At 31.9% G+C, this 26,337-nt stretch carries 25 protein-coding genes and 1 pseudogene; 18 read left to right on the top strand and 8 right to left on the bottom strand.

The annotated features are described in order from the left end of the window. Positions 1 to 385: 385 nt before the first annotated feature. Positions 386 to 1,561: an MFS transporter gene (locus tag B3040_RS16600; RefSeq protein ID WP_291575747.1), complete on the bottom strand. Its 1,176-nt coding sequence runs from the start codon at positions 1,559 to 1,561 to the stop codon at positions 386 to 388. An 826-nt stretch (positions 1,562 to 2,387) separates the two neighbouring features. Between B3040_RS16600 and B3040_RS16595 the strand changes: the two genes are divergently transcribed. The 3 genes from B3040_RS16595 to B3040_RS16585 all read left to right on the top strand — a co-directional run bounded on the left by B3040_RS16595 (position 2,388) and on the right by B3040_RS16585 (position 5,189). Continuing rightward, on the top strand, positions 2,388 to 3,023 hold the full coding sequence (locus tag B3040_RS16595) for a hypothetical protein (protein WP_291575745.1): 636 nt from the start codon (positions 2,388 to 2,390) through the stop codon (positions 3,021 to 3,023). A 440-nt stretch (positions 3,024 to 3,463) separates the two neighbouring features. Then, positions 3,464 to 4,846, top strand: a complete 1,383-nt coding sequence (locus tag B3040_RS16590; RefSeq protein WP_291575743.1) for an MATE family efflux transporter — start codon at positions 3,464 to 3,466, stop codon at positions 4,844 to 4,846. 1 nt (position 4,847) lies between these two features. Then, positions 4,848 to 5,189, top strand: coding sequence for a nuclear transport factor 2 family protein (locus B3040_RS16585; protein ID WP_291575741.1), 342 nt, complete (start codon positions 4,848 to 4,850; stop codon positions 5,187 to 5,189). 187 nt (positions 5,190 to 5,376) lie between these two features. On the opposite strand, the gene B3040_RS16580 is transcribed toward B3040_RS16585, so the two are convergent. Continuing rightward, positions 5,377 to 6,684 carry an alpha-L-fucosidase gene (locus B3040_RS16580; RefSeq protein WP_291575739.1) on the bottom strand — a complete coding sequence of 436 codons (1,308 nt, stop codon included), beginning with the start codon at positions 6,682 to 6,684 and terminating at the stop codon, positions 5,377 to 5,379. 442 nt (positions 6,685 to 7,126) lie between these two features. Here B3040_RS16580 and B3040_RS16575 point away from each other — a divergent pair, with 442 nt between their 5' ends. The 6 genes from B3040_RS16575 to B3040_RS16550 all read left to right on the top strand — a co-directional run bounded on the left by B3040_RS16575 (position 7,127) and on the right by B3040_RS16550 (position 12,255). Next, a complete protein-coding gene (locus tag B3040_RS16575) occupies positions 7,127 to 7,699 on the top strand; it encodes a flavin reductase family protein (RefSeq protein WP_291575728.1) in 573 nt (190 codons plus the stop codon). Positions 7,700 to 8,066: 367 nt separating this feature from the next. Next, the gene (locus tag B3040_RS16570; RefSeq protein WP_349679184.1) at positions 8,067 to 8,768 is read left to right on the top strand and encodes a response regulator transcription factor; all 702 of its coding nucleotides are present in this window, start codon (positions 8,067 to 8,069) and stop codon (positions 8,766 to 8,768) included. Between the two features lie 4 nt (positions 8,769 to 8,772). Then, the gene (locus B3040_RS16565) at positions 8,773 to 9,675 is read left to right on the top strand and encodes a sensor histidine kinase (protein ID WP_291575722.1); all 903 of its coding nucleotides are present in this window, start codon (positions 8,773 to 8,775) and stop codon (positions 9,673 to 9,675) included. 88 nt (positions 9,676 to 9,763) lie between these two features. After that, positions 9,764 to 10,684: an ABC transporter ATP-binding protein gene (locus B3040_RS16560; RefSeq protein WP_017416522.1), complete on the top strand. Its 921-nt coding sequence runs from the start codon at positions 9,764 to 9,766 to the stop codon at positions 10,682 to 10,684. Then, the gene (locus B3040_RS16555) at positions 10,677 to 11,414 is read left to right on the top strand and encodes an ABC transporter permease (RefSeq protein ID WP_291575717.1); all 738 of its coding nucleotides are present in this window, start codon (positions 10,677 to 10,679) and stop codon (positions 11,412 to 11,414) included. The genes B3040_RS16560 and B3040_RS16555 overlap by 8 nt, the downstream gene beginning before the upstream one ends. Before the next feature lie 13 nt (positions 11,415 to 11,427). Next, on the top strand, positions 11,428 to 12,255 hold the full coding sequence (locus tag B3040_RS16550; RefSeq protein ID WP_291575706.1) for an undecaprenyl-diphosphate phosphatase: 828 nt from the start codon (positions 11,428 to 11,430) through the stop codon (positions 12,253 to 12,255). Between the two features lie 211 nt (positions 12,256 to 12,466). On the opposite strand, the gene B3040_RS16545 is transcribed toward B3040_RS16550, so the two are convergent. Both B3040_RS16545 and B3040_RS16540 read right to left on the bottom strand, forming a co-directional pair. Further along, a complete protein-coding gene (locus tag B3040_RS16545) occupies positions 12,467 to 12,940 on the bottom strand; it encodes a GNAT family N-acetyltransferase (RefSeq protein WP_291575704.1) in 474 nt (157 codons plus the stop codon). A gap of 87 nt (positions 12,941 to 13,027) precedes the next feature. Beyond that, positions 13,028 to 13,669 (bottom strand): lactate utilization protein, encoded by a 642-nt coding sequence (locus B3040_RS16540; RefSeq protein ID WP_291575702.1) that lies wholly within the window; start codon positions 13,667 to 13,669, stop codon positions 13,028 to 13,030. Positions 13,670 to 14,187: 518 nt separating this feature from the next. On the opposite strand from B3040_RS16540, the gene B3040_RS16535 reads away from it, so the two are divergent. Beyond that, positions 14,188 to 14,958: a DUF2087 domain-containing protein gene (locus tag B3040_RS16535; RefSeq protein WP_291575699.1), complete on the top strand. Its 771-nt coding sequence runs from the start codon at positions 14,188 to 14,190 to the stop codon at positions 14,956 to 14,958. A 493-nt stretch (positions 14,959 to 15,451) separates the two neighbouring features. Here B3040_RS16535 and B3040_RS16530 read toward each other — a convergent pair whose 3' ends face one another. The 3 genes from B3040_RS16530 to B3040_RS16520 form a co-directional block, all read right to left on the bottom strand. Next, positions 15,452 to 15,925 (bottom strand): flavodoxin, encoded by a 474-nt coding sequence (locus B3040_RS16530; RefSeq protein ID WP_291575690.1) that lies wholly within the window; start codon positions 15,923 to 15,925, stop codon positions 15,452 to 15,454. Between the two features lie 66 nt (positions 15,926 to 15,991). Beyond that, entirely contained in the window at positions 15,992 to 16,756 is a 765-nt protein-coding gene (locus tag B3040_RS16525) for a MerR family transcriptional regulator (RefSeq protein ID WP_291575688.1), read from the bottom strand. Further along, on the bottom strand, positions 16,737 to 16,880 hold the full coding sequence (locus tag B3040_RS16520) for a hypothetical protein (protein WP_291575686.1): 144 nt from the start codon (positions 16,878 to 16,880) through the stop codon (positions 16,737 to 16,739). Before B3040_RS16520 ends, B3040_RS16525 begins: the two co-directional genes overlap by 20 nt. 513 nt (positions 16,881 to 17,393) lie before the next feature. Here B3040_RS16520 and helD point away from each other — a divergent pair. Further along, positions 17,394 to 19,679: an RNA polymerase recycling motor HelD gene (gene helD, locus B3040_RS16515; protein WP_291575684.1), complete on the top strand. Its 2,286-nt coding sequence runs from the start codon at positions 17,394 to 17,396 to the stop codon at positions 19,677 to 19,679. A gap of 62 nt (positions 19,680 to 19,741) precedes the next feature. Here the strand turns inward: helD and B3040_RS16510 are convergent, their stop codons facing one another. Next, positions 19,742 to 20,593: a GNAT family N-acetyltransferase gene (locus B3040_RS16510; RefSeq protein ID WP_291575682.1), complete on the bottom strand. Its 852-nt coding sequence runs from the start codon at positions 20,591 to 20,593 to the stop codon at positions 19,742 to 19,744. Positions 20,594 to 20,988: 395 nt separating this feature from the next. Between B3040_RS16510 and frlB the strand changes: the two genes are divergently transcribed. From frlB to B3040_RS16480, 7 genes and pseudogenes are all read left to right on the top strand, one after another. Continuing rightward, positions 20,989 to 22,014 carry a fructoselysine 6-phosphate deglycase gene (frlB, locus tag B3040_RS16505; RefSeq protein ID WP_291575680.1) on the top strand — a complete coding sequence of 342 codons (1,026 nt, stop codon included), beginning with the start codon at positions 20,989 to 20,991 and terminating at the stop codon, positions 22,012 to 22,014. 141 nt (positions 22,015 to 22,155) lie between these two features. Further along, positions 22,156 to 22,872: a GntR family transcriptional regulator gene (locus tag B3040_RS16500; protein ID WP_291575673.1), complete on the top strand. Its 717-nt coding sequence runs from the start codon at positions 22,156 to 22,158 to the stop codon at positions 22,870 to 22,872. A 14-nt stretch (positions 22,873 to 22,886) separates the two neighbouring features. Next, complete coding sequence (frlD, locus tag B3040_RS16495; protein WP_349679183.1) at positions 22,887 to 23,459, top strand: fructoselysine 6-kinase; 573 nt, start codon at positions 22,887 to 22,889, stop codon at positions 23,457 to 23,459. Positions 23,460 to 23,494: 35 nt separating this feature from the next. Beyond that, a pseudogene (locus B3040_RS19505) lies at positions 23,495 to 23,671 on the top strand (PfkB family carbohydrate kinase); the annotation flags it as partial. Beyond that, positions 23,658 to 24,428, top strand: a complete 771-nt coding sequence (locus tag B3040_RS16490; RefSeq protein WP_291575670.1) for a GntR family transcriptional regulator — start codon at positions 23,658 to 23,660, stop codon at positions 24,426 to 24,428. The pseudogene B3040_RS19505 and the gene B3040_RS16490, both read left to right, overlap by 14 nt. A gap of 303 nt (positions 24,429 to 24,731) precedes the next feature. Beyond that, on the top strand, positions 24,732 to 25,427 hold the full coding sequence (locus B3040_RS16485) for a hypothetical protein (protein ID WP_291575667.1): 696 nt from the start codon (positions 24,732 to 24,734) through the stop codon (positions 25,425 to 25,427). Between the two features lie 154 nt (positions 25,428 to 25,581). Beyond that, entirely contained in the window at positions 25,582 to 26,184 is a 603-nt protein-coding gene (locus tag B3040_RS16480; RefSeq protein WP_291575665.1) for an SOS response-associated peptidase, read from the top strand. Positions 26,185 to 26,337: the final 153 nt, after the last annotated feature.

The raw sequence follows: 26,337 nt of genomic DNA, 5'->3' as shown, positions 1-26,337 counted from the left end.
GAAGCTTAAGATTGAATGAGGACCATGTCAGAATCCCATTGTCTATGCAATATTAGTAGTAACTTCACCAAAAACTGTATTAAATTATATTAGTAGAAATTTTAAAAGTTCTAATGAATTTTCATTAGGGCTTTCTTTTTTGCAAAGTTTTTGTCTGTTAAATATATCCATGGGTAAGGTTATAAGAAGAATTTTATCCTTAGGACCTTATGTGGTGGTTAAATCTCCTGAAAGTGTTAGGAACAAGATTATAGATATGTTGAAGAAATGCTAAGTTAAATTAAGAAAAGCTATGTGATCATCACATAGCTTTATTGACGTTAGTAAAAAATCCTTATTATAAAACTTACAGATTTCATAACGTTAAATATATTTTACAGTTAACCTATTTGTTACTCAACCTTCTATTAAACTGAACTATTAAATAGGAAATTAAAAATAGTGCTGCTGCCACCATGAAAGAAACCTTTGGATAGGAATCCATTAAAGCACCAGAAAATAAGGAACCTCCCACCATGCCCACAGAGTTTATGGAACTTTGAAGTCCCATTATTCTTCCATGTTCATTTTCACTATGTTTAGATACCATTGCTTGAAGTAAGGGGTTAAACATGGAAAGTACAAAGATAAATAACACAAACACACCAATAGTTGATTTAGCAAGTATATTTGCCTGCATACCAATGATCATAAGAGATATTCCAATTGCTAGAAAAACGTATTTTAAAGATTTCTTATCCCCAATTTTTCTAGATAGTCTTGGAGTTAGATAAATGTTTGCTATCATTCCGATGATACCTGTAAAGGCCATATAATAGCCTATTTGTAGTGGATTTAAGTTTAGATATTTCTTTAGGTAATAGTTTATACCATTTGAGTAAGTTGTATTTGAAAAGGAAGTTAAAAGCACTATTAAAAGTAAAACTCCTAAAGAAGTTGAAAGATAAGTTTTAAAGCTAGCTTTCAAAGATCCCTTTAAGTTTTCTTGTGAAGTTTCTTGGGCCTTACTATGAACCTGACTCTTTGGTAAAAATAGCCTCATGAGTACAGCATGAATAAGTAGTCCTGCTGCTTGAAAAGCAAAAGCATAATGATAATCCTTTGCGCCAATATAACCTCCAGCTAAATACCCTATGGATACACCAAAACCAGTTATAGCTGTATAATTTGCAATTGCTTTGTTTCTTTCTTCAAGATTTGTCTCATCTATAATATAAGCAATTGCATTTGTGAACACAGAGGAAGAGAATGCCCCTCCAAGGATTCTGAAGAAGATTATCATAGGAACTGAAGTAGAGAAGCCAAAACCTAATTGAGCAAGGCCATAGCCTATGGTAGGTATGTACATAAATAGTCGCCTATCTTTATATTTATCTGAAAGACTGCCCCAGATGGGCGACATAACAAAGCCAGCAATAGACATAGCAGCAAACATTACTCCATACATGAAGGAGGACATTTTTAGGCTTACTACCAGCTCAGGAGTAACAGGATGTCCCATATTAGCTAGAAGACTCATAAGAAACATGGTACAGGTTAAGTAAATTATTTTTTTATTCAAGACAACACCTCATGTTAAATTCTAAATAAAAATATTTTTGTTTTAGGTTCTCAAGGTAAAATAATAAGTTTTGAATTTTTACTTTTTATAGGGGATCAGAGCTAAAACTTAACTTATACATGAGTCCTACCCTGGTTCCCTTAAAGGGTTATGAAGCTGAATAAGTTGAAATTCTATCATGGAACCCTTTAAATATCTTATCTTTTATCTATTAAATAGAGTAAAACTGCCCGCAATAGTTGAGAGCAGTACTTTATTGTTATTTAATATCTATATAAACATATTAGCATTTTCAGTATACTTCAGCAACTTATATGTTTATAAGACTTTATAAACAAAAATTCGTGTAATCTTCATAGAAATTAATTTAGGTTTATAAATTTTTATCTATTTGTTCCAATTTATTTATTAAGCAAACTCTTCAAAAATTATAAAATATTTAAACCTATTCATCTCTTAATTTCTATATGATAGCTAATTTTATTAATTTCTAAAGCAATAGTGAAGCAAGATGCTTATAGGATAGACATAATTGTGATTCACTACAATGAAAAAGCAACAAATTTAAGGAAGAATAAAATAATCATATAGGAAAAACCACTGGAAAGTGCTAGAATAAACTGTGGAAATAGTAATCAATTAACATGAGGCATCTTCAAAAAATAAATAAGTCAGTATGCTTGTCTATTTTGTGTTATACTGCGTCAACAGAACCCTTAGATAGCCCAACTATCTAAGGAACCTGTTTCCTGGTCTAACTCAAAATATCCTTCACATCTTTGACTAATTATTTTTTTCCAGATGCCTAATTAAGGAGTAATAATAAATGAGTGAGAATCAAATAGCTTATTGGCGAAATTGGATTAATAATAAACAGGAAATTCCCATCACTGAAGATGGTTATATAGTTAGATATACCTTAGCAAATCAATACAGCAATAATTGGGTAAGACATTGGATATGTTGCACTACTAAGAAAAATTTATATGCCTTTATTAAGTATGTGCTTATACCATCAATTATTATCTCAAAGAATATGGGGCTTAAGGATGGAGAAGTTTATATAGATGTGTGTGAATATAATGAAACCATAGGAATATTAGAGAATGCAGCACAAGAGGGCTATGAAAAAGCTGTAGAAGATTATATTAGATGGTTTGAAGAAGTGAACAACTTAGAGGATAAGGATGCAACTTTTAATGAAATTAAAAACTTTTTAAGTAAAATATCTTTGGAAAATGATTTTAGGGAAGGTTTATTTCTTGAACTTAGCGTATATGAGAATATAAGCTCTGTAGGAAGTGCTTTAATAAAGGAATATGAAGAGGATGACATGGTTGATGAGCTAGAGGATATGATGGGGCTTAGCTGTGAAGAAATAGAAACCTTATTCAATAATATTAATGGTAATAAGTTCATGCTGAGAAGGATTACAACTTTATTAAATGAGAAGTTATATTAAAATCTAACAAAGATGTAAGTGCTTTCAAACTCTTTTGGCTATGAAATTTAGAAGAGGTTAACTAAGCTAGTTGTGTATGTAGCAACTTCTAAGATAGCTAAATCACTAAGGCAGGCATAAATACAATTTCTACATAAGGGATAGGGAAAATTGAAGCCTCTACAACAATCTAGGCTCTGGTTTTATACGATAAGATGAAAATTGACAAACTATTATAATTAAGATAAGCTTAAATTTAGTTCGGATAAAATTCATATATATGAACAAGAAGGCTTGTTTGTAGTGTTTTCAAGAGAAAAAGTCTAATAATATTTAGTTATGCTCTTATGGGTCATGAAAAAATGAATTTATTGGTTGAAGTAAGGTGGACGTGTAGCAGACAAGCTTTGGGTATATATTGTTTTAATTATTATAATTTAAAATTTGTCTAGGAGGTAGAAATGGGGAAATTTAGAAGTTTATTTACGGCCAAGGATATGACAGAAGGGACTCCTTGGAAGAGAATTGTGGAATTTTCAGTACCGATGCTAATAGGAAATATAGCACAACAGTTTTATAATACTGCTGACTCTATTATAGTAGGAAAATATGTGGGAGATAATGCCCTTGCCGCAGTGGGGAGTGCATCTCCCATACTAAATCTTTTATTAGTACTTTTCGTTGGAATAGCTACAGGTGCTGGAATTATGGTATCTCAATATTTTGGTGCAAAGGATAGGGAAAAACTTTCCCATACTATTGGAGTGTGTATTACCCTTACTGCTATTGCATCTGTAATAATTATGGTTGTTGGTCCATTAGTAACAAGGCCATTGCTTTCTTTTCTGAATACACCAGCTTCTATAATTGATTGGTGTGCAGATTATTTAATTATTTATTTTGTAGGTATTGCAGGTTTTGCATACTACAACATTTTAGCAGGAGTTCTTAGAGGACTTGGAGACTCAGTATCCTCATTAGTATTTTTACTTGTTGCAACTGTACTTAATGTAATTCTAGATATTTGGTTTGTTGCAGGACTTAATATGGGAGTTGCAGGGGTTGCACTAGCTACTATAATTGCGCAGGGGGTATCAGCGGTACTTTGTATTATTAAGCTACTTAAGATGAGAAATATTTTTGATTTAAACCTAAAAATGCTAAAGCCTAATAAGGAGTTTTCTGTTAAGCTTATAAAACTTGGACTTCCATCAGGATTTACTCAGGCTATATTTTCCCTTGCAATGATTGTAGTTCAATCTCTTACTAATAGCTTTGGTGAGATGGTTATAGCTTGCAATGTTATTGTAATGAGGGTAGATGGCTTTGCCATGATGCCAAACTTTACTTTTGGTAGTGCCATGACCACCTTTGCAGGTCAAAATATTGGAGCTAAAAGAATGGACAGGGTAAATGAAGGAACTAAATCTGGAACTAAGATTGCTGTTGCAGTTTCCACTACAATAACTATTTTGATTTTAATGTTTGGTAGGCCTCTTATGGGAGTGTTTACTGACACAAAGGAACTAGTTGATTTAAGTATGCATATGATGCAAATTCTTGCAGTAGGTTATATTGCCATGGCAGTAACTCAAAGTTTATCTGGAGTAATGCGTGGTGCTGGTGATACCATGACACCAATGTGGATTTCCTTAATTACTACAGTTGTTCTTAGAGTACCTGTAGCTTATGGTATTGCTTACTTAACTCGTAGCGATCTTTATCCTACTGGAAGACCTGAATCCACCTTTATTTCTCTATTAGTTTCTTGGACCCTAGGAGCCATTATAACCACCATCTTCTTTAAAAAGGGTAAGTGGAGAAAGAAAGGGTTAGTGGATTAGAATGACTGCAGTAGAAGTAGTTCAAAAACAATTAGGTTTTTATAATAATCATGATTTAGAGGGGTTTGCCTCAACCTATAGCAGGGATATTAAAATTTATAACCTAGGAGAAGTTACTCCATTTTTAAGCGGCATAGAAACCTTGCGTGAAAGGTATGCTAAAAGGTTTAAAACTCCAGGGTTACATGCGAATATTTCTAATAGAATTACTTTAGGTAATTATGTTATAGACCATGAAAATGTTACTGTGCTTCAAGGAGACGAAGAAGTTAAAAGTAGCGTTATAGCCATGTATGAAGTTAAAGATGATTTAATTATTAATGTTTGGTTTGCAAGAGAGTAGCTATAGAAAAGGTATAAAATTCATTTAGAATTTTATACCTTCTTTTTATAATATAATACATAAATTTTGTGGGTTTTCTAAGAGTTCTAAATTAATGTTACTAAGTTATATTAGACTATTTATATTTCAGCCTAGCTATACAGGAGAAAACATCATCTTATTAAAAACTATTGTAAAACACTACAGGTTAAATTAGCTCTAGCTCCACCACTGTATCAATTGGGTTAGGAAGGGGATAAGTTGCAGTGTCAATAGGCCCGAAGTTAATAAATAAATCCTTCTCAAACTCTTTGGTGTTCCAGCCATTGCAAAACTTTATTTCAGAACCATCGGACAAAAGTCTTGCTTTTTTTACTTTATCTTTTAGGCTTATAAGAGGAATGGCGCCGATATTACCTTCAAAGATATGAGCATACAAAAGATTTTCCTTTTGAGTATAATAACCCCACTCAGGTTTTTCAAATTGTGACCTTTTGCAGTTGTAAATACCTTTGTTATTTCCCTTCATCCACTGGCCTATTTCAGAAAGGAGTTGTGTAGCTTCTGGAGGAAATTCTCCAAGGGCATTTGGACCTACATTTAAAAGAAGATTTCCATTTTTACTTACACATTCCACTAACTTTCTTATAATTTGCTTAGCAGGTTTATAAAGTTTGTCCGTTGAGCAATATCCCCAGTGATTGTTCATGGTTATACAAGCTTCCCAAGGAATTGGATTTCCTACCTCATCTGTAACTCCTTCAGGAGGTATTATTTGCTCAGGAGAGGCAAAATCTCCAGAATAAATACTGGGATTTAAAGTTTTAATACTTCCATAGCTTTCACCGCTTGCTTCAAGACGATTGTCTAAAATTATTCCAGGTTGAAGTGAACGAACCATGGTTACCAGTTCTGTGGCACGCCACTTTTCACCTGCCATATCATCGTAAGAAAAGTCAAACCACATAATGTCTATGTCTCCATAGTTAGTGCAAAGCTCACGGACTTGACCATGCATATAATCAAGGTACCTATGAAAATCATAAGATTTATCTTTATAAGCCTCATTACCACGCATAGGGTGGTGGCGGTCACCATAAGCAGGATAATCCTCATGATACCAATCAAGAAGTGAATAGTATAAGCCTACTTTAAGGCCCTCAGCTCTAAAGGCATCTAGGAATTCTTTTATAAAATCCCTTTTGAGTTTAGTATTAGTAGCTTTGTAATCAGTAAGCTTAGAATCGAAGAGGCAAAAGCCGTCATGATGTTTTGCGGTCATTACAGCATATTTCATCCCAGCTTCCTTTGCAGCTTTAGCCCAGAGCCTTGGATTAAAATTTACTGGATTAAATTCCTCAAAGTACTGCTGATAATCTTCTTTAGAAATTCTTTCTGAAGATCTAATCCATTCACCTCTAGCAGGAATTGAGTATAGCCCCCAATGGATGAACATGCCAAATCGTGAATTTTGAAACCACTGAATACGTTGCTTTTTATCTTTAATAATGCTCATTTTAATTCCCCCAATTAAACTAATAATCCCATGTTAATTATATAGTAATAAATATAATAGTAATGCTAGGCATTAGACTTTTCAATAGTTAAAAGTTAAAATATGCCATACCTTCATAAAGTTGTATAGCATACTTGATTAATTTACTAAGAATACTAATTTGTAATAGAAGATAAATATACTACTTTTATCCATTAATTACCAAGGTGTGATAAAAGTCACAGTGTTGCAATTTAATAATTGTTATAATACCTATAGATTAGTTAAACCTAAGTAAAGTAGGGTTAAATATAGATAGCAAGGTGAAAGTTTATTTTATTAATCATGAATTATATTCATGACGAACATAATTCAGCTTGAAAAAGCTTAAGAGAACCTAAGAGTTCCTCTCATGAAGTAAGTCTTCACTTTGGTTTCTCTATATAAATGAGGAGGAGTAGAAATGGAAAAAACAAGAGTTGATTTTAGTAAGATGTATTATGGGTTTCCAGTCTTTCTTGTAAGCTTTTATGATGAAAAGGGTGTTCCTAACATTACTACAATATCATCTTCCTATAGTTTAATGGATATGGTAGCCTTAGGTTTTGGAAGAAAAGGTTTTGCCATAAATGAAATTAAAAAGGTTAAAGATTTTGTTATTAACATACCAGATAGAACAATGATGGAGGAAATAGATTATTGCGGCTTTGCTTCAGGGCGTAATGTGAATAAGTTTGAGGTATTAAACCTAACTCCTATAAAATCAGAGGTAGTAAATGCACCAATAATTGATGAATGTTTGGTGGCTATTGAATGTTCTTTAACAGATGTAATTGAAAATGATGAATATCCTCACATCACTAATATATTAGCAAAGGTTAAAGGCAGATGTGTTGCTAATGAACTTTTAGATGAAGAAGGACATTTAATTTATGAAAGTCTAGATCCAGTTCTTTATGTTGGAGATAGTGCAAAACGTGCATATAGATATACAGAGAAAAGAACTAAAAACTTTTCTAAAGCTTTCCTAAAGTAGTTTTTTAGGGTTAAGTGGCTGATGGAGTTATTTCGCAAGTTTTTATATTACAATTAATATTAGAAGGTATAAGCTTCCTGGTAAGCTTGTACCTTTTTTATTTTATATTATGTACCTTTAAAGTGGTGTAAGTGCTAATTAATTGTAATTTATGGATTTTAAAAGGGGAAGTAATAGTGTTATAATTAACCTTGAATTTGGAAGAAACCGTAGAGGTATTAAATAAAACTGAAAATTACTTTTTAGGAACAATTTAGTTTATTTATTATACCAATGATTTCTTCAAAAGGCCGTTTAGTAGAAAATGGCAATAATATAATTAAGGTGAAATTTTCACTGTAAGGCATAAGGGTTTATTGGAGGTGCAATTTTGAATCATAATATTTTAATTATAGATGATGATGTTGAACTGAGCCAGCTTCTTAAAAAGTACTTGGGGCTAGAAAACTATAAAGTTCAGGTGAAGCATGATGGGCAAGAGGGTCTAAATGAGGCTTTAAAGGATAATTATCAGTTAATTGTCCTAGACATTATGCTGCCTAAAATCAATGGCTTTGATGTGCTTTCAGAAATACGAAGGGTAAGTGGTGTACCTGTGCTTATGCTTACTGCAAAGGATAGCGAAGTGGATAAGGTACTTGGACTTCGCCTTGGCGCAGATGATTATTTAACAAAGCCTTTTAGTACCAGTGAATTTGTGGCAAGGGTAGCATCCCTTATAAGAAGATATACCCACTTAAATTCCTTTGGCACTGAAAAGCAAGAAGAAAAGCTAGTATTTGAAAATTTAGAAATTCATATACCTACAAGGGAAGTGCTAGTGAAAGGAGAAAAGGTTGATTTAACTGCTAAAGAATTTGACCTTTTAGCTTTTCTAGCAAAGAACAAGGGAAGGGTATTTACAAAAAAACAAATTTATAAAAATGTTTGGGAAGATGAGTATGCCTTTGATGATAACAATATTATGGTACATATTCGTAGACTAAGGAAGAAAATAGAGCTAAATCCTGATCAGCCTGCTTTTATAATAACAGTATGGGGTGTTGGCTATAAGTTTGGAGGAGAGTAGGGTTATGACAACAGCTATACTTGTTTTGCTACTATTATTAAACCTATATCTCATTTTCCATTCACTACAGAAAAGAAAAGAATCTAAGGAAATTTTAGCGGCTTTAAGATCTGTAAAAAAAGGTGAAAATCGCAAGGCATTTGCTCAGGGGAGCGGAATATCTTCAGAAGTCTGCTTTGAAATCAATGAGATTTTAGCTCGTTATCAAAATCAAATTTCAAAGCTTGAAGCCGTGGAGAAATCTAATAAGGAACTATTAACAAGTCTTTCTCATGATGTGAGAACCCCTCTTACTTCTTTAATGGGATATTTAGATGCCCTAGAAAAGGACATTGTGTCTGGAGAAGAAAAGGAAAGATATATAAAAATTGCTAAAAAGAAAGCTTATGACTTGAAAAACTTTGTGGATGCACTATTTCAGTGGTTTAAGATTAACTCTAATGAAATGAAGCTTAATCTAGAGAAAATAGACATTAACGAAGTAACCAGAGAGATATTAATTGATTTTCTTCCAATGTTTGAAGCAAAGAACATAAGCCTTGAAGGAAGTATATCTGATGATGATTTGTTTGTAAGTTTAGATAAAGAAGCATATACAAGGATTTTATCCAACTTAATTCAAAATGCAATAGCTCATGGTGGGAAGCGGTTAAGCCTTTCTATAGAAAATACTAATGGCTGTGTTAGAGTAATTATTAGTGATAATGGAGAAGGCATCGATTCTGATAAACTTCCACATATATTTGACAGGCTTTACAAGTGTGATAGTGCTAGGAGTAGTGGAGGGAGTGGTCTTGGACTCTCCATTGTTAAAGGGCTTGTGGAGGCTCAAGGAGGAAATATATCTGCTGAAAGTCTTGTTGGTGAATATACAAAGTTTATAATAGAATTTCCATCAAAGGATTAGATGCTTCCAAAAATTAAGAAAAAAGTAAGAACTTCTAAAGTTATGTGTAAGTTTTCTTCTGTATAATTTAATTATGGAGGCGATGATAGTGGAATACATAATTGAAACTCAAGATCTTACAAAAGTATATGGAAATCAAATTAGTGTTGATAGAGTTAATATAAAAGTTGAAAAAGGAACCATCTATGGACTCCTTGGGAGAAACGGGGCAGGCAAAACTACTACAATAAGAATGTTATTAAGTCTTGCCAGAGCTACTGAAGGTGCGATATTATTATTTGGTGAGGATTATAGAAAAAATCCAAAACAAACTTATCGTAGAATTGGCTCAATAATTGAAACACCAGGATTTTATGAAAACTTGACAGGAGAAGAAAACTTAAGAATTATGGAGAAGCTTCGTGGGACACAAAAGAGAGGAGCAATTATGGAGGCACTAGAAACTGTTGGACTCCATAAAGAGAAGGAAAAGGTCTTTGCTAATTACTCTCTTGGTATGAAGCAGCGTCTTGGTATTGCAGCAGCAGTAATGCATGAACCAGAGCTCCTTATTTTAGATGAACCTATCAATGGACTAGATCCTGTAGGCATTAGTGAAATTCGTAATTACTTGGAGAACCTTTGTAAAGAAAAAGGAACCACCATATTAATTTCTAGTCATATTTTAAGTGAAGTTGAGCAAATTGCTGACACCATAGGGGTGATGCATGAAGGAAAGCTCCTCGAAGAAATTTCTATGGCAGAGCTACATAAAAGAAATAGGCGATATGTGGAGTTTCAGGTTTCTAATGAAAATAAGGCTGCACTACTTTTAGAAGAAAAGCATGGTTTCCATGATTATAGCGTACATGACAATGGACACCTCAGATTATATTCAGACTTTGAACTAAGAAGTAATTTCAATCGTTTATTTATAGAAAACGGAATTGAAGTTAGTAAGATTAATTTAAGTGAGGAAAAACTTGAAGATTACTTCTCAAAGCTTATAGGAGGTGGCACCATTGGCTAATATTTTGTATTGTGAATTTTTAAAGCTAAAACGTTCTAAAATGTTTTTAATCAGCATTTTAGGGGGAATGGTTGCACCAATTATGGTGTTTGCAGGACTTATTAAAGCTAGAATTAGTAAACCAGAGATGATTATAACCTATAAGGATTTGTTTGACCAAACAAGCCTTTATGTGCTTTTACTTTTTGGTTTAATTGTTTATGGAGTTATTGCAGCTTATCTTTTTAGTCGTGAGTACACTGAAAATACCTTAAAATCCATAATAACTATTCCAGTGTCTAAAACTTCCTTTATTTTAGGAAAGTTTTTAATGCTTTTCATCTGGATTATTTTATTGACCCTAGTAGGGTGGGTAGGAACCTTGCTTTTAGGAGTGTTAGGAAGGGCTGAGGAATTTAGTTTTACCATTTTATTAATTTCTCTTAGGCAGTATATAATTGGTGCAAGTCTTTTGTATTTAACTATGTCACCCTTTGTATTTATTACCTTATGGGTTAAAAATTTAGTGCCACCAATAATTGCAGTAGCTGCTGTTGCCCTAGGAAATGTGGCTTTATCCAATGAAGATTTAGCTGTGCTTTTTCCTTGGTCATCTGGGTATTTAATTGCAATGGATCTTATTGGAAATTTCAGCTATGGTATTGGCATTGCCATAACAATTATATTAATTACTTTTGTAGTAGGATTTGCTGCTAGCATTTTATACTTCAAAAAACAGGACATAAAATAGGAGGAATGAGAAAGTGGAAATATTTGAAATATTAAAGGCCATTTTGTTTGGTATTGTGGAAGGAATAACGGAATGGCTACCAATCAGTAGTACAGGACATATGATTTTATTAGATGAGTTTGTAAAACTTAACGTATCTGAAGCTTTTATGGAAATGTTTTTAGTTGTTGTACAACTTGGTGCAATTTTGGCCGTTGTAGTAACTTATTGGAAAAAGTTATTTCCTTTTACCCTAGGTAAAGGCAAGTTACTTGTTAAAAAAGATATCATTATAATGTGGATTAAAATTGTAGTTGCTTGTATCCCAGCTGCTTTAGTTGGAGTGTTATGGGATGATAAGATTGAAGCCTTATTCTACAATTATAAAACTGTAGCTATAATGCTTATCCTGTTTGGAGTTTTATTCATAGTTGTTGAAAACAGAAACAAAGGTAAAAAGTCAAAGATTAATACAATTTCTCAGATTACTTTTAAGGCAGCTTTAATGGTTGGATTCTTCCAACTTATTGCCGCAGTATTCCCAGGAACTTCACGTTCAGGAGCAACTATCCTTGGAGGTATCTTAATAGGCATGAGCAGAACCATTGCAGCAGAGTTTACCTTCTTCATGGCAGTACCAGTAATGTTTGGTGCAAGCTTACTTAAATTATTAAAATTCGGTCTTGCCTTTACAGGGTCAGAGGCAATAATTTTACTAGTAGGAATGGTTACTGCATATGTAGTGTCCGTTGTAATAATTAAATTCTTAATGCAATACATTAAAAACCGTGATTTCAAAATCTTTGGTTGGTACAGAATAGTTCTTGGAATTATAGTGCTACTATACTTTTGGATGGTATAATATTTAATTTTACAGAATAAAATTTTATTTTATTTATTAGAAAATAGCTTTAATGGAACCTAGGTAGGAGCAATATATTAGTTATATGCTGACTTTGGTTCCTTATATAAAGGTATAAAACTTGTGAGAGTTTTATACCTTTGTTTTTATTTATAATTATTAGTCTATAAAACTAAAGAAAACATAAGTAAAATTCAATAATTTTAAAGGTTTAATTAGGCTTATATATATAAACCTCTGATTGCCACTGCTCTATCCAACCATCATAGACAAAGCCTAATTTAAGTAATAAGTTTTTTGATGGAAGGTTTTCTTTATCAGTCATAGCAACGATTTCACAATCAGCATAATCTACTCTTAGCTTTGTTAATAAGGCTTTTAAAACTTCTACCATATATCCTTTTTGAGAATAAAGAGGATTAATAGAATATCCAATTGTAATAGTTTTATCTTTTTTTGCCACATATAAGTCTCCTAAAAGATTATCTGTGGTTTTATCAGCAATGGCAAGTTGCATTCCTTTTTCAATATTTAGAGGCTTTAATAAAGCTTTTCTATATTCCTCTTTTGTTAGATTCTTAAAATCTTGATACTTCATCCACTCTTCATTATTTCTGTAGGCCATGAATAAATCTAAATCTTTCTCTTCAAAATCCCTTACAATACATCTTTCAGTTTTTATCACAATGCCACCCCATTTAGAGTTATTTATTTTATTTATAATTTTTATTTTAAAATTTTCCTAGTATGATTTAATTTATGTAGAAATTCTTTAATAGCCTAAGGCTTTTCCAAGGATTATTACTTTTATTCTTCCTTTAATAAATTGACCTCTAATAATAGTGAAATCATTACAGATTCTTTCAGGACTTTTACAGTCTATACAATAACCTAATTTGGTACAAGGAGTATTTTTTCCTAATCTCTTAGCATCAATTGGAGCAGCAAAGTTTCTTGCTCTTTTTTCAGCTTCTTCTATATTCTTAACAATTTTATTTATTCCAGTTACTATAATAACTTGTTTAGGACCATAGAGCATTGGAGCAACTCTACTGCCATTGCCATCGATATTATAAAGTTCTCCTTCTTCAGTTAGGGCATTAGTACTGCACATAAAGGTATCTGCAGAAAAGTTTTCAATATAAATTTTCTTTTTATCCTCACTGGTAATACCTTCTTTATACTTATCTAAAAAGTTATAGTCTCTACTACGAAGAAAATCTATAGCACCAGTTTGAAATAAGGTCATGGAATCTCCAACACCCACTACTGAGTTTTCAGCAATGAGCTGGATTAACAGTTCTTTTAGCTCATTTTCATTCTTTACGAAAAAGCCCTCCATATTACGTTTTTGCAAATTACTAACAGTTCTTTCAACTTGTTTTTCTAAGTACCATAAAACGTTGTTATCCATAAAAGTAAATATCCTTTCTAATATTAAGTTTGAAAAGTTCTAAAAATCCTGGTAGTTCAAAAATCTTATAGAAGGTCTTGTTACTACCAGCTAATTACTTGCGATATCAATAGATAGTATTAGTATTTTTATTTGCTCTACATCATTAAAACAATAAAATACTTCTTCCACAGCTGTAGAAGTTATTTTTCTATAATACCATGTAGTTTTGTTAGAATAAACTTATAAGTCTTTATACTTTCATCTATTTGCATTTTAGCATGCGGAATACTCAGTAACAATATAAGTTATAAGCATTATTATAGTATTTTTACTTAATGCTTTATAGGGTCTATTAAAATTTAAAGGTAATTTTTATGGTTTTTGCAGTAAAAAGTATTTAACGCCTAATCAAGAAAAACAAGAAAATGTCTATATATAAATAAACATAATATAAAAATGTTTATTTATATATAGACAAATAATGAAATATAGCATAATATATATAATATAGATTAATTGAAAAGGTGATGAGAATTATGGAAACAAAATTGAATGAACTGTTTTGGGAAGCCTCCATAGAAGAGGTGAAAAGTGGAATTATAGAAACTGAAAAGGAGTATATATGTGTAGTTTGTGAGAAAATCTTTGAAAAAGGACGTATATATGAAATAGACTCTAATTTATATGATGCAAAAAAGGCGGCAGAACTTCATATAGCAGAGGCTCATGAATCTATGCTTGGTTATTTACTCCAAATGAATTCAACTTTTACAGGGGTATCAGGGGTTCAAAGAGAAATTGTAAAGCTAATCTCAAAGGGACTTTCAGACAAGGAAATTGCAGCAAGTTTAGGAGTAGCTGGATCAACTATTAGAAACCATAGATATAAACTGAGAGAAAAGGAAAAACAAGCTAGGTTATTTTTAGCTATGATGGACCTACTTTCTGAAAGTTCAAGTAAGAAAATAAGTACTCTTGAAAAGGAAACTATTTGTGATCCTCACAAGTCAGCAACTGCTCTAGACGATAGGTATAACATTACAGATAAAGAGAAGGCTGACACACTAAAAACTTATATGGATGAAAATGGAGCCTTGAAAAACTTCCCAGTTAAGGCGAAGAAGAAGATAATTGTCCTTGAGGAAATAACTAAGAGTTTTTCAAAGGGAAAGATGTATTCTGAGAAAGAAGTTAATAGGGTTTTAAAGAGAATTTATGAAGACCATGTAACCATAAGAAGAGCTCTAATTGAATACGGATTTTTTGATAGAAAGGATGACTGTAGCAGCTACTGGGTTAAGGAGTAGTAATTAAGTGGAAGGTTTAAAATAGCGAAGAGTATTTATTCTTAGCTTTGGCTATTCTGTCTATAATGCTAAAAGCATACAAACTTTTAAGGAAGATCATAATGACTTCCTTTGTTTTTATAGGATTCCTTGATGGAATTTTAACTTATTCATATCCTGAGACCCTTAAGGGAACCAGGGTAGGACTCATGTATAAGTTAAGTTTTAACTCTGGTTCCCTATAAAAAGGAACCAAAGTCAGAAAGCAACTTTTTAGTATTCCTAACTTGGTTCCATTAGAGTTTTTCGTTGAAGCATAAAATATTGCTTCACAAAACAACATAAGGACACATAGAGGACCATAACTACAAGTTAATTTGTAGTTATGGTCCTCTATTAGTTACCTTAAGGCTTATAGAAGATAAACAAGGTAGGTTTTCACTTTGGAAGCCTACAATATACTCAAATTTTCAAATTATACTTACTAGTTATTACTCTGACAAATGTGAATGTATTATAACTCAAAGCCAATTGAGTTAAGCCAATTTGCCACCTGTTCAGGGTCAACAATGCCATTTACAGCAATACCAGGTAGAAGTATGGATTCTGAACATTCTTTAGCTATATCATCTTCAATTTTACCGAATCCACCACCTCCATGAGTACAAAAGGGTATTACTGTTTTTCCAGAAAAGTTATGTTGTCTAAGAAAACTCATAACTGGAGGAGCAAATGTTTTAAACCAGTTAGGTGATCCAATAAATATTGTTTTATAATCATCTATTGATTCATTCCCACTTAATAGTTTTGGGCAATATCCACGGGAAATTTCACTCCTAGCTTCTTTACAAGCAGTGTTATAGTCAAAGGAGTATTTCTTATCTGGTATAAGTTCTCTTATTGTGCCACCAGTTTGTTTTGCTATTTCTAAGGCCAAATTTTTTGTGGTTTCAAAAAGAGAATAATAAACAATTAGTGTATCTTTCATAATCTGTCACTTCCTTTTTTAGCATTTCAGTTTATAAAGTTATTTATAAAGCTATTTACCAATAGGCTATTTAACATTTTTGGCATAATGCATAATTGCCTCGTAAATAAAGCTACTTAAATCTTTATCACTAAATTGATTAATATATTTTTTAAATCTATTATCATTTTTATAAGTATGTGCAATGCATTCTAGTATTTCTCTATCGCAAACCATGGACTTCTCTAGGTAACTTTTCCATTCTTCCATTAATTCTTGAGCCTCGCTTGATGAAGGAGCTTCATTAATCCGGAAGGCTAACTTTTTAAATATGTTTTCCATGTTTTGTGCAAATTCATCTTTAAAAACTTCTTTTTCAGCATCAGATAGTTTTTCTAGATTTTTCTCATATTCCCTATATTTTTCTGTATCACCATACACTATTTTGGCCTCGCGATTATATTGTTCTTGTAGTGGCAACACCGTTGAATTTTTAAAAATATTCAAGTTAAATATATCTTTTCCAGATATATAATCTTCTACGGCATGAATAATTGTTCCTAATCTCTGTTGTTTAAGTATTAAAGTTTGGTAATGCTGATTTAAGACTTTACGCTGCTCTTCCTTAGAAAGCCTCATAATATCCGATATTTCTCTTAAGGTTAGGTCCATTTCTTTGAAAAACAAAATGGTTTGAAGATTTTCTAAATCCTCTATACAGTATACTCTATAACCATTATCGGATTTACCACTTGGCTTTAACAAGTTTATTTTATCGTAATAGTGTAATGTTCTTGTGGTTACCCCAGTTATCCTAACAATGTCTTTAACATTAAATGATTGCTTTTTCATGCCAAACTCCTTTTGATTCTTCTAGTATTAAATTAGTAGGTGAAATAACAGCCTCAATTACAGATAGTTCAACGTTATCTTTTTTAGGAAATAGTAGGATATTTTTATAATTTACGTAAATCATTGAAGAAGAGAATGCTTTTATATTTATTTTTGTACTTATATTTTATATTGTAAACTATGACGTAAGGTTGTAGTCAAGGGATAATTCTAAGTAAAAATGTAAAATGAAAAAGGAACTCATATAGCTTCCTTAAGTGTAATATAAAAATTCTCATAAAAAACTTATATTATTAGCATTTGCATAAAGGTTTAATTTAGTATAAAGTAAAAAGGAAAGTCTAGCTGACTTTCCTTTTATATATAAACATCTTTTATTAAGCTTAATATTTAATTCTATCCCTCACCTATATTATACCATAAATAAAATTTATTTAACAGTCTTACACTTTGATAACTTTTCCTATATTATGTTATAGTGAACCAAAATCAAGACTTTACAAAGATAGCTGATTGCTATACATAAAAATTTTTGGATAACATTTTAGTTACTATGTAAATTTATATACAAAATATATTCCAGGGAGGTTATACTTTATAAGTTTTTATTTCAAATTAAGTTATTATGGAGGTTTATATGAGTATTTCTATTGAAGAAAGAATCTATGAAGAAGAGAGATTAAAGAAAACTATTAATACTATTAAAGAGCAACTTGCACAGGCTGAGGATGATAAAGAAAGAGCTATAAATGAAGCTAAGGAAATTAAAAAAAGTTTCTGGGAAACACAACCTATTGTGCCTGAAAGCATGTCTGACTTAAATACCATAGTAGATATAACTCAAAATATTCGTGCTGTTAAAAGAGAAGAACAAAGGCAAGAAACAAAAAATGTTGCAGTTAAGAAGCTTAAAAAACTGCTATCATCACCTTATTTTGGTAGAGTGGACTTTTTAGAGCAGGGAGAAAGATTTCAAGATAATATTTATATTGGTGTTGGAACTTTAATTGATGAAGATTATGAAATGCTTATATACGACTGGAGAGCTCCAGTATGCAGCTTATTTTATGAGAATGAAGAGGGGAAGGCTTCTTATAAATGTCCAGAAGGAACAATAGCTGGGGAAGTCACTTTGAAGAGACAGTTTGGAATTTCAAAGGGACATCTTGACTATGTGTTTAATAGCAGTCTTAAAATTGATGATGATATTCTTCAAAAAACCTTAAGCAAAAGTAGCGATGAAAAGATGAAGACCATAATAACTTCTATTCAAAAGGAACAAAACAAGGTAATTCGTGATGAAGATAACTCTGTGCTTATTGTTCAGGGACCAGCGGGTAGTGGAAAAACTTCCATAGCCCTTCATAGAGTTGCCTATATTCTTTATAAGTATGCCAACAAGAATGTAACCTCCGAGAATGTAGTGATTTTTTCTCCTAATGATATCTTTAATGATTATATTTCAGGGGTTCTTCCTGAGCTAGGAGAAAATAATGCGTACCAAACTACCTTTATGGAATATGTGAGAAATTCTTTAAAGGGAAATTTAAGAATAGAAGATTCTAGTGAGCAAATGGAATATATACTTTCAGCAAAAAGAAATAGAGATTATTATTTGAGAAAAGACAATATTACCTTTAAAACCTCAGTTTTGTTTGCTGAAGTTATAAAAAGATATGTGGACTATATAGAAAGAGAGGGTGTAAAGTTTTCAGATATTAATTTCAAAGGCTTCCCAATTATTAAGGGAGAGGAAATTAAGTCCTTGTTTTACACCACTTACAGCAAATGGCCAATGGATCACAGATTTAAGGAGATTATTCAGGATATAGAACAGCGGATTAAACCTGTGGAAAAAGAAAGGCTTAAGCAAATAGAAGAAGAGCTTAGTGAAAGTGATGATTTCTATGATGATATTGAGTCAATGAGCAGAGTGAAGCTTAAAAGCGAACTACAGGATTTAAAAGGTTATATTAGACGTACACTTTCAATAAATCCTCTAAGAAGCTACAAGAACCTTTTGAGTAATGATAAGTTATTCCTAAACCTAGCTCAAGGCTTAGACTTGCCTTCAAACATTAAGGAAATCCTAACCCAGTCCTTTAATTTTCTTCAAAGTGGAATTATAAAGTATGAGGATATTACTCCACTGCTTTATATAAATTATGCCCTTGGCTGTGAAAGGGCAATGAATAGCATAAAATATGTAATCATAGATGAAGCTCAAGACTACTCACCTTTCCAGTATTTAATTATAAAAAAACTGTTCCCTAAAGCTGGCTTCACCATCTTAGGAGACATAAATCAGTCTATTAATCCTAATGTAAATACCTTAGACTATAATGTAATTGTTGATATTTTTGGGGATAGGAAATCCTCAATCATGAATCTTACAAAAAGCTATCGCTGCACCACAGAAATATCTAACTTTACAAGGGAAATTTTAAAGGCTTATGATTTTGAAAATACCTATCGTGAAGGGGAAAAGCCTAAGATAATTAAGTCTTTAGATGAGGAAGGGAAGATGGAAGCTGTAATTCATGATGTTGAGGCAATGAAAGCCTCTGGAATGGAATCCATAGGAATTATATGCAGAACTGCTTCTAAGGCCTCAAGGGTTTACAAACATCTTATGAAGATGAGGAATATTGAAGAGGAAATACATTTACTTCAAAAGGATGACTCAGAGTTTAACTCAGGAATAACAGTAACACCTTCTTATTTAGCAAAGGGATTAGAGTTTGATGGGGTTATAATAGTTGATGGAGATGAGGAAGAATATAAGGAAGAAGGGGAGAGAAAATTGTTTTATACTATTTGTACAAGGGCTCTTCATAGGCTTCATATTCATTTTGTTAATAAGCCATCAAGATTTATTCAGGACATAGACCCAAGATTATATACGGGTTCCAAGTCATACTAAAATGTTTAATATTATAAGAGATATAACAAAAAGATGCTTTTAATTAAGCATCTTTTTATATTTTAAAATTCTTTATCACAAAACTGTCTATAAAAGTGCACAGTTTTTGTTATTTTAAACCCTAATTTTTTATAAAGCTCTATGGCTTTTTTGTTCCAACCTAACACGGAAAGATGGACTGAATTTGGGTTTTGTTCTAAAGCTTTATTTATAGCAAATTCAGTTGCTTTTCTCCCTAAACCTTTTCCTTGATGAGAAGGAGAAACAACTATAGTATCTATGTAACCATCTTTTACAACCACTGCTGCCACTAGCTCTTCACCTTCAAAGGAAAGGTAAGTTGAATCTTTAGTTGATGCCTTATTTTCTCTATCTTTTTCAGTGAAAGAAACAATATAAGGCTTAATATCATTTTCTTTTCTTAACTCATAAAAACAGTCTTGTATAAGTTTTGAGTAGGAAGGAAAATACTTATCTTCATAGGGTATAAAAGTTAAATCCACCTCAAACATAGACTTTTTATTCGTATAGTAGGCTTCATGATATACCCACCATTTTCTAAATCCTAGATTTCTATAGAATTTATTAGGATTCTCTAAAGTCACATTGAAATAAGTAGTTAATATATTTGCTTTTAACTCTTTTAAAGTATCATAAGCACTATTATATAAAATAGTCCCAATTCCTTTTCTTCTCCCTTCAGGACACACATAAACTAAAACTCTATATTCATTTTCTTCACTATTAGTTTTTTTAAAATAAAAGAATCCTTTTATCTCTGTATCCTCATATACTCTAAGAGTTTTATCTTCATCTTCCAAAAATAAATCTATAGTTTCTTTTTCTAAGATATGGTCCTGTTCTAATAATTTTTTAATCCTTTCACTATCTTGTGATTCAAAATCTCTTATCATAGTAATCCCCCCATAACAGCACTAAAATTAAGTAGTTTATAGATAAAGAAGTTCGAAACTTTATGTGTGTTTAAAATTAACAATTCCTCAATATTAATAGAAACTTAGCTAATTATATTAATTGAACTTGAAAAGAATTCACATTTTTGTGCCTATATTTTGAAAAAACACTTATTCGAAGACATAGATTAAATGGACTTGTTCGTTACTTAATTAATACAGTTTCAACCTATAAAAGAATTATAACACTTATTTTCGAGAAAATATGGTTATTGTGTGAAAAGATAATTTATTAACAATTGACAAAATATTCTAAAAGGTGGTACAATAAAAGTGGTTTAAAAATATGGTTAACTTGTATAGTTATTTAAAGGTAGAAAAGGGGATAAGGGAGTATGTTAAATATTGATAAAAATACCGTTGATTTTTTAGTGACTGAAAACATGGTTACTGAAGTAAAAAGTTTAATGACTAATGATTTTCCTAAAATTGATGTTATTGTTAGGAAGATGATAGAAAGAAAAATAGATCGTGTTTATTTTGTAGCTTGTGGGTCACCACTTTGTGCTTGTCAAACTACAAAAATGTTATTTGAAAAGTACTCGGGAATTTCCTGTGAAGCATATAGCGGTTTTGATTTCTTAGACCACCTTCCAGCAAAACTTGATGAAAGAACCTTGGTAGTTGGGGTTTCACATTATGGAAAAACTGAAGAAGTTTTTGAGGCTATAAATCGTGCTAGGGAAAAGGGCGCTTTAACCCTAGGAATTACTCGCGATGCTGCCAATACACCACTATCAGAGGCAGCAGAATTTGTAATTGGTTATGGAGCTGAATGTATTTGGGAAATTCATTTAATTTCTACTTATTACCTTGCATGCAGATATATAAATGCTATAAAGGAAAATGCTGAGATAACAAAGATTCTTCAAGATATGAAAAAGCTACCTGAGGTTTTAGCTGATCTTGTGGTTTCTGTTGAAGAAAAATCTAAAGAACTAGGAATGAAAGCAAGCAAGTGGCCTTTTATTTATACTGTGGCAGCAGGTCCACTTCGCCCATTAGCATATAAAGAAGGAATTATTACTATGTTAGAATTCACTTGGACTCATGGATGTATGCTTAATGCAGCAGAATTTAGACATGGTCCATTAGAAGTGGTAGAAAAAGGAGTACCCTATGTATTTATCCTTGGCACAGATGAATCAAGACATACAACAGAAAGAACAATTAACTTTGTAAAACAACTTACTGATGACTACATAGTTTTTGATTATGCAGAGTTAAACTGTGATTTGCATCCGATGCTTTCACCTATGGTTTTATTTGTACCTTTAGAGTATTTTTACTATTATTTATCAATTAGTAAAGATCATAATCCAGATGACAGACGCTATTATGGGGGATTAATGAAGTATTAACTTACTCGCATTTGTAATACTTTTACCTCTCTATAATTTGATATAAACTTCTGTATACCCACCTGTACAATAATGTATTGCTTTCAGGTGGGTATAATACTACAATTAATTAAAGGGTATATCTAAATTTAGGAGGCATTTATGGAGGAAAAATATAAAAATCATTTTCGAGATGAGGCTATTGAAAAAATAGAATATTATATTATTAAAAATAAAATAAGGCCCCATGAAAAAATTCCATCTGAGAGAGATCTTTGTGAAATGTGGGGGTTTAATAGAACAACCCTTCGCTTTGCAATTCAAAGATTGGTTATTGAAGGGAAACTTTATCAAAAGAAAGGTTCTGGAACTTATGTTTCTGAACCTAAGGTCATAAGAAACCTACAAAATTTAAGCTCCTTATCTGAGGAAGTTAGAAGCAATAATAAAACGCTTACTAGCAAAATATTGGACTATAGAGTAATAGAGAGCAATAAGGAAACTACTAAAAAACTCCATTTAACTTTAGGGAGTAAAATTTTTGTGTTAACACGTCTGCGCTACATTGACGAAGAACCTGTCACGATTGAGACTTCTTTTATGGACTATGGCAGATTTTCAATGCTAACTAACCATGACTTCTCTAAGGAATCTTTATACTCTGTAATTGAGGAGGAGGGGGTTAAACTCATAAAGGGAGAAGAAAGTATAGGAATTACTTACGCTACAAATTACGAAGCAGAGCTGTTAAATATTGAGCCTGGCAAAGCAATGTTTTATGTTTCAGGAACAGTTTATGATGGAGAGAATCATCCAGTTGAGTATTTTAAGTCCATTGTCACATCTGATAAAATTAAGTTTTCAAGTGTGCTAACTTAAAAAGGGGGGAGATTATGAAGCTTGCAACTGTGGGGGATAATTGTGTAGATTATTATAAGTGTCTTAACAAAGGGTTCCCAGGTGGAAACCCAGTTAATGTGGGAGTTTATTTTACAAGATTAGGTGGAAAAGCTTCTTATACAGGAGTAATAGGAAATGATGAAAATGGAAAGTTAATTTTGGAGTCTTTAAGGGAAAAGAATATTGATATTTCTCATGTAAGAATATTGTCTGGGAAAACAGCAGTAGCTCAAGTAGAGCTGATTAATGGAGAACGGGTATTTGGAGATTACGAGGAAGGTGTTTTGAGAGAGTTTAAACTTTCAGAAGAGGATATTGAATTTTTATGTTCCCATGATATGGTAGTTACAGGAATCTGGGGAATGATAGAGGATGACCTTCATAAGATAAAAGAAAAAGGTGCTTTAGTTGCTTTTGACTTTGCTAATAAACTTTCTCACCCTATTGTTGAAAAGGCAATTTATCAAGTGGATTATGCCTTTTTTGCCTATGATGATGGAGATAATGAATTTATTCGAAAATTTATGAAAGAGATTTATGAAAAGGGCCTAAGGTTGTCACAGTAACCCTTGGAGATAAAGGGAGTTTATGTTATGATGGAAAAGAATTCCTTACTTGTGGCATTGTGCCATGCAAAGTAAAGGATACCATGGGAGCAGGGGACTCTTACATAGCTGGCTTCTTAAAAGGCCTTCTTCAAGAAGAAGGTTTAAAGAAAGCTATGGAAGAAGGAGCTAAAAATGCAGCCATTACCTTGCAATATAATGGTGCGTGGTAATACCTTAGGCGGAGGTGATATGTTGAGTAAAGAAAAAATTAATTATGAATCTCCAATATATTTACAGCTTAGAGAAGTAATTAGAAATAAGATTGAAGAGGGAGAATTTCTTCCAGCCATGGCTATTCCTTCTGAAAATGACTTAGCTGAAACCTATGGAATAAATAGAATGACGGTGCGTAGTGGTATTGATGCCTTAGTTAATGAGGGAATATTGAAAAGAGTTAAAGGCAAGGGCGTTTACGTAGTTGGAAAGAAGGTGGAAAGGGATTTAGAAACCTTAGAAGGCTTTAATCAAACCATGAAAAAGAAGAATGCTAAGCCACGAACAAAGGTTATAACAAAGATTTTGCGCCCCGCTGGGGAGAAGTACTCATTAGTTTTTGAAATTAATCCCTTGGATCAGGTTTATTACATAAAGCGTATGTGCTATGCTGATGAGGAACCTATTTCCTTAGAGGAAGTACTTATACCTAAATATTTAATACCAAATCTAGAGGAGATAGACTTAGGAGTGTTTTCAATCTACGATATATATGGGTTTTATGGGATAAAAGTTTCAAAGGCCTATCAAACCTTAGAATTGACTCAGCTAGATCAAAGGGATGCACGAATGCTTGGTATTGAGGGCAACTTATCTGTAATGTTGTTTGAATGTACGAGTTATGATGAAAACAATAGAGTAATTGAGTTTAGCAGAACTTATACTCGAGGAGATAAGTGTGATTTTACTGTACACTTTCAAAGAGAGAATTAAATATATAAGGATACACATGAATAAGATGCATAGCAAAAAATAACTCTAGCAAAAAAAATAACAACCCTGAAAGCTTTTATTATGAGAACTTTCAGGGTTTCTTTATTCAGTAGTTGTAGTAATTGTTTTTAGATTTCTTACTTATACTATTGACAAAGATCCAAAATTATAATATGATATGAACATGGTTCATTTGAAAACTAATAAACTTTATAGCTAAATTTACTTTATATCTCAGGATATAATTTTTTATTAAAATCAAATGAACATTGTTCATTATTAAAAATTTAAGGAGGTTTTTTTATGCAAGCCATCATGGAAACTTTATTTGATGCTATCTATCTGTCCAGTGTTATTATTTTAGGACTACAAATGATAATTAAAGGTAAGAACAATCAGTACATTAAATTGTTTGGATATATGTCCGTACTTTTAGGCTTTGGGGATGCCTTTCATCTAGTTCCTAGATCCTATGCACTACTTACAACAGGCCTTGAATCTCATGCTGGAGCCCTTGGTTTTGGAAAATTTGTCACATCAATAACTATGACCATATTTTATGTGATTTTATATAGAATTTGGGAACTTCGTTTTGATATTAAGAATTCTACGAATTTAAGAGCAGTTATTGGGGTATTAGCAGCTATTAGGATAATTCTTTGTTTCTTCCCACAAAATCAATGGTTCATATATAATTCGCCAATTTCTTGGGGAATATATAGAAATATTCCTTTTGCAATAATGGGTATTATAATGATATACATTATGTATAGAGAAGCAGTGAAACACAAGGATAAGGACTATAAGTTCATGGCCTTAGCTGTATTTCTTTCCTTTGCCTTATATATACCAGTAGTACTTTGGGGAACAATTTATAGACCTGTGGGAATACTAATGATTCCAAAGACTTTAGCTTATGTTTGGATAGTATTAATTGGGTATAAACACTTTAAGAAAGAATTAAATAACTCTAAGAAAGTTACTTCTTCAGCAAATTAATAGTTCGCTTGAAGCTTAAAGTAACTTACCTTAAACAGGAATAAATTTAATTATAAAAGAAGATGCTTTTCATATAGCATCTTCTTTTTTGTTTTTTAAGTATGATAGAATTATTGCATAAGAAAACTTAGTTATTAGAAAGGACGTTATAGTTATGTGTGGAAGGTTTCTTTTAAACACCTCTTTAGAGGATTTACAGGAATATTATAATATAGTTAGGGAAGTACAATATAACAATGAAAATAAATATAGTAAGGGAGAAATTTTCCCATCAAATGCCTCTCTAGTGATGTACAATAATGAACTAAAAGCTTTGAGTTGGGGTTTTCCAACAAAGGATAAGCTTATGATTAATGGGAGATGTGAGACTATTTTTCAAAGGCCTATGTTTTCCTATGCCATGGAACATAGCAGATGTTTGATACCAGTGAATAGTTTTTATGAGTGGAAGAATGGGGATAAACATTCCATTAGTATAAAAACCATGCCTATATTTTCTCTTGGAGGTATAGTTAAAAGATTTGTAATGAAGGATGGAACATTTGAGGATAGGTTTTTAATATTAACTACAGAAGCAAATGAAGAAATAAAGTCTCTTCATCATAGAATGCCTTTGATTATTGATAGAGATTTAGAAAGAGAGTTTTTAAATTCTAAAGCTAACAAAGAATGTCTTAGAACAATGCTGAAACCCTATACCAAGAATACATTAAATATTACAGCGCTTAGTGATGCTCAGCAGCTTTCTTTATTTTAAATTTAATGGCAAAGCAAAAGTATTTAGCGAAAATCTAATTCTGTTGAGCTTTAATTTTTGTACAAGTAACTACAATAGGAATTTCACTGGAAGGTACATTTTTTCTTTTGTAAGAAATTCTTAATAAATATAATACTTAAATCTTAGAAAGTC

Source organism: Clostridium sp. UBA4548, from assembly GCF_002387895.1.
In the GTDB taxonomy this organism is placed as follows: Bacteria; Bacillota; Clostridia; order Clostridiales; family Clostridiaceae; genus Clostridium_J.
The sequence above is the reverse complement of the archived record's forward strand: the minus strand, read 5'-3'. Positions and strand labels throughout refer to the sequence as shown.

Coding starts and splice junctions, on each gene's coding strand:
- B3040_RS16540 (WP_291575702.1), bottom strand. CDS start 13,669: ATGGATAACAACGTTTTATGGTACTTAGAAAAACAAGTTGAAAGAACT.
- B3040_RS16485 (WP_291575667.1), top strand. CDS start 24,732: ATGCAAGCCATCATGGAAACTTTATTTGATGCTATCTATCTGTCCAGT.
- frlD (WP_349679183.1), top strand. CDS start 22,887: ATGAAGCTTGCAACTGTGGGGGATAATTGTGTAGATTATTATAAGTGT.
- B3040_RS16530 (WP_291575690.1), bottom strand. CDS start 15,925: ATGAAAGATACACTAATTGTTTATTATTCTCTTTTTGAAACCACAAAA.
- B3040_RS16565 (WP_291575722.1), top strand. CDS start 8,773: ATGACAACAGCTATACTTGTTTTGCTACTATTATTAAACCTATATCTC.
- B3040_RS16490 (WP_291575670.1), top strand. CDS start 23,658: ATGGTGCGTGGTAATACCTTAGGCGGAGGTGATATGTTGAGTAAAGAA.
- B3040_RS16520 (WP_291575686.1), bottom strand. CDS start 16,880: ATGATTTACGTAAATTATAAAAATATCCTACTATTTCCTAAAAAAGAT.
- B3040_RS16575 (WP_291575728.1), top strand. CDS start 7,127: ATGGAAAAAACAAGAGTTGATTTTAGTAAGATGTATTATGGGTTTCCA.
- B3040_RS16580 (WP_291575739.1), bottom strand. CDS start 6,684: ATGAGCATTATTAAAGATAAAAAGCAACGTATTCAGTGGTTTCAAAAT.
- B3040_RS16535 (WP_291575699.1), top strand. CDS start 14,188: ATGGAAACAAAATTGAATGAACTGTTTTGGGAAGCCTCCATAGAAGAG.
- B3040_RS16585 (WP_291575741.1), top strand. CDS start 4,848: ATGACTGCAGTAGAAGTAGTTCAAAAACAATTAGGTTTTTATAATAAT.
- B3040_RS16595 (WP_291575745.1), top strand. CDS start 2,388: ATGAGTGAGAATCAAATAGCTTATTGGCGAAATTGGATTAATAATAAA.
- B3040_RS16590 (WP_291575743.1), top strand. CDS start 3,464: ATGGGGAAATTTAGAAGTTTATTTACGGCCAAGGATATGACAGAAGGG.
- frlB (WP_291575680.1), top strand. CDS start 20,989: ATGTTAAATATTGATAAAAATACCGTTGATTTTTTAGTGACTGAAAAC.
- helD (WP_291575684.1), top strand. CDS start 17,394: ATGAGTATTTCTATTGAAGAAAGAATCTATGAAGAAGAGAGATTAAAG.
- B3040_RS16480 (WP_291575665.1), top strand. CDS start 25,582: ATGTGTGGAAGGTTTCTTTTAAACACCTCTTTAGAGGATTTACAGGAA.
- B3040_RS16510 (WP_291575682.1), bottom strand. CDS start 20,593: ATGATAAGAGATTTTGAATCACAAGATAGTGAAAGGATTAAAAAATTA.
- B3040_RS16525 (WP_291575688.1), bottom strand. CDS start 16,756: ATGAAAAAGCAATCATTTAATGTTAAAGACATTGTTAGGATAACTGGG.
- B3040_RS16500 (WP_291575673.1), top strand. CDS start 22,156: ATGGAGGAAAAATATAAAAATCATTTTCGAGATGAGGCTATTGAAAAA.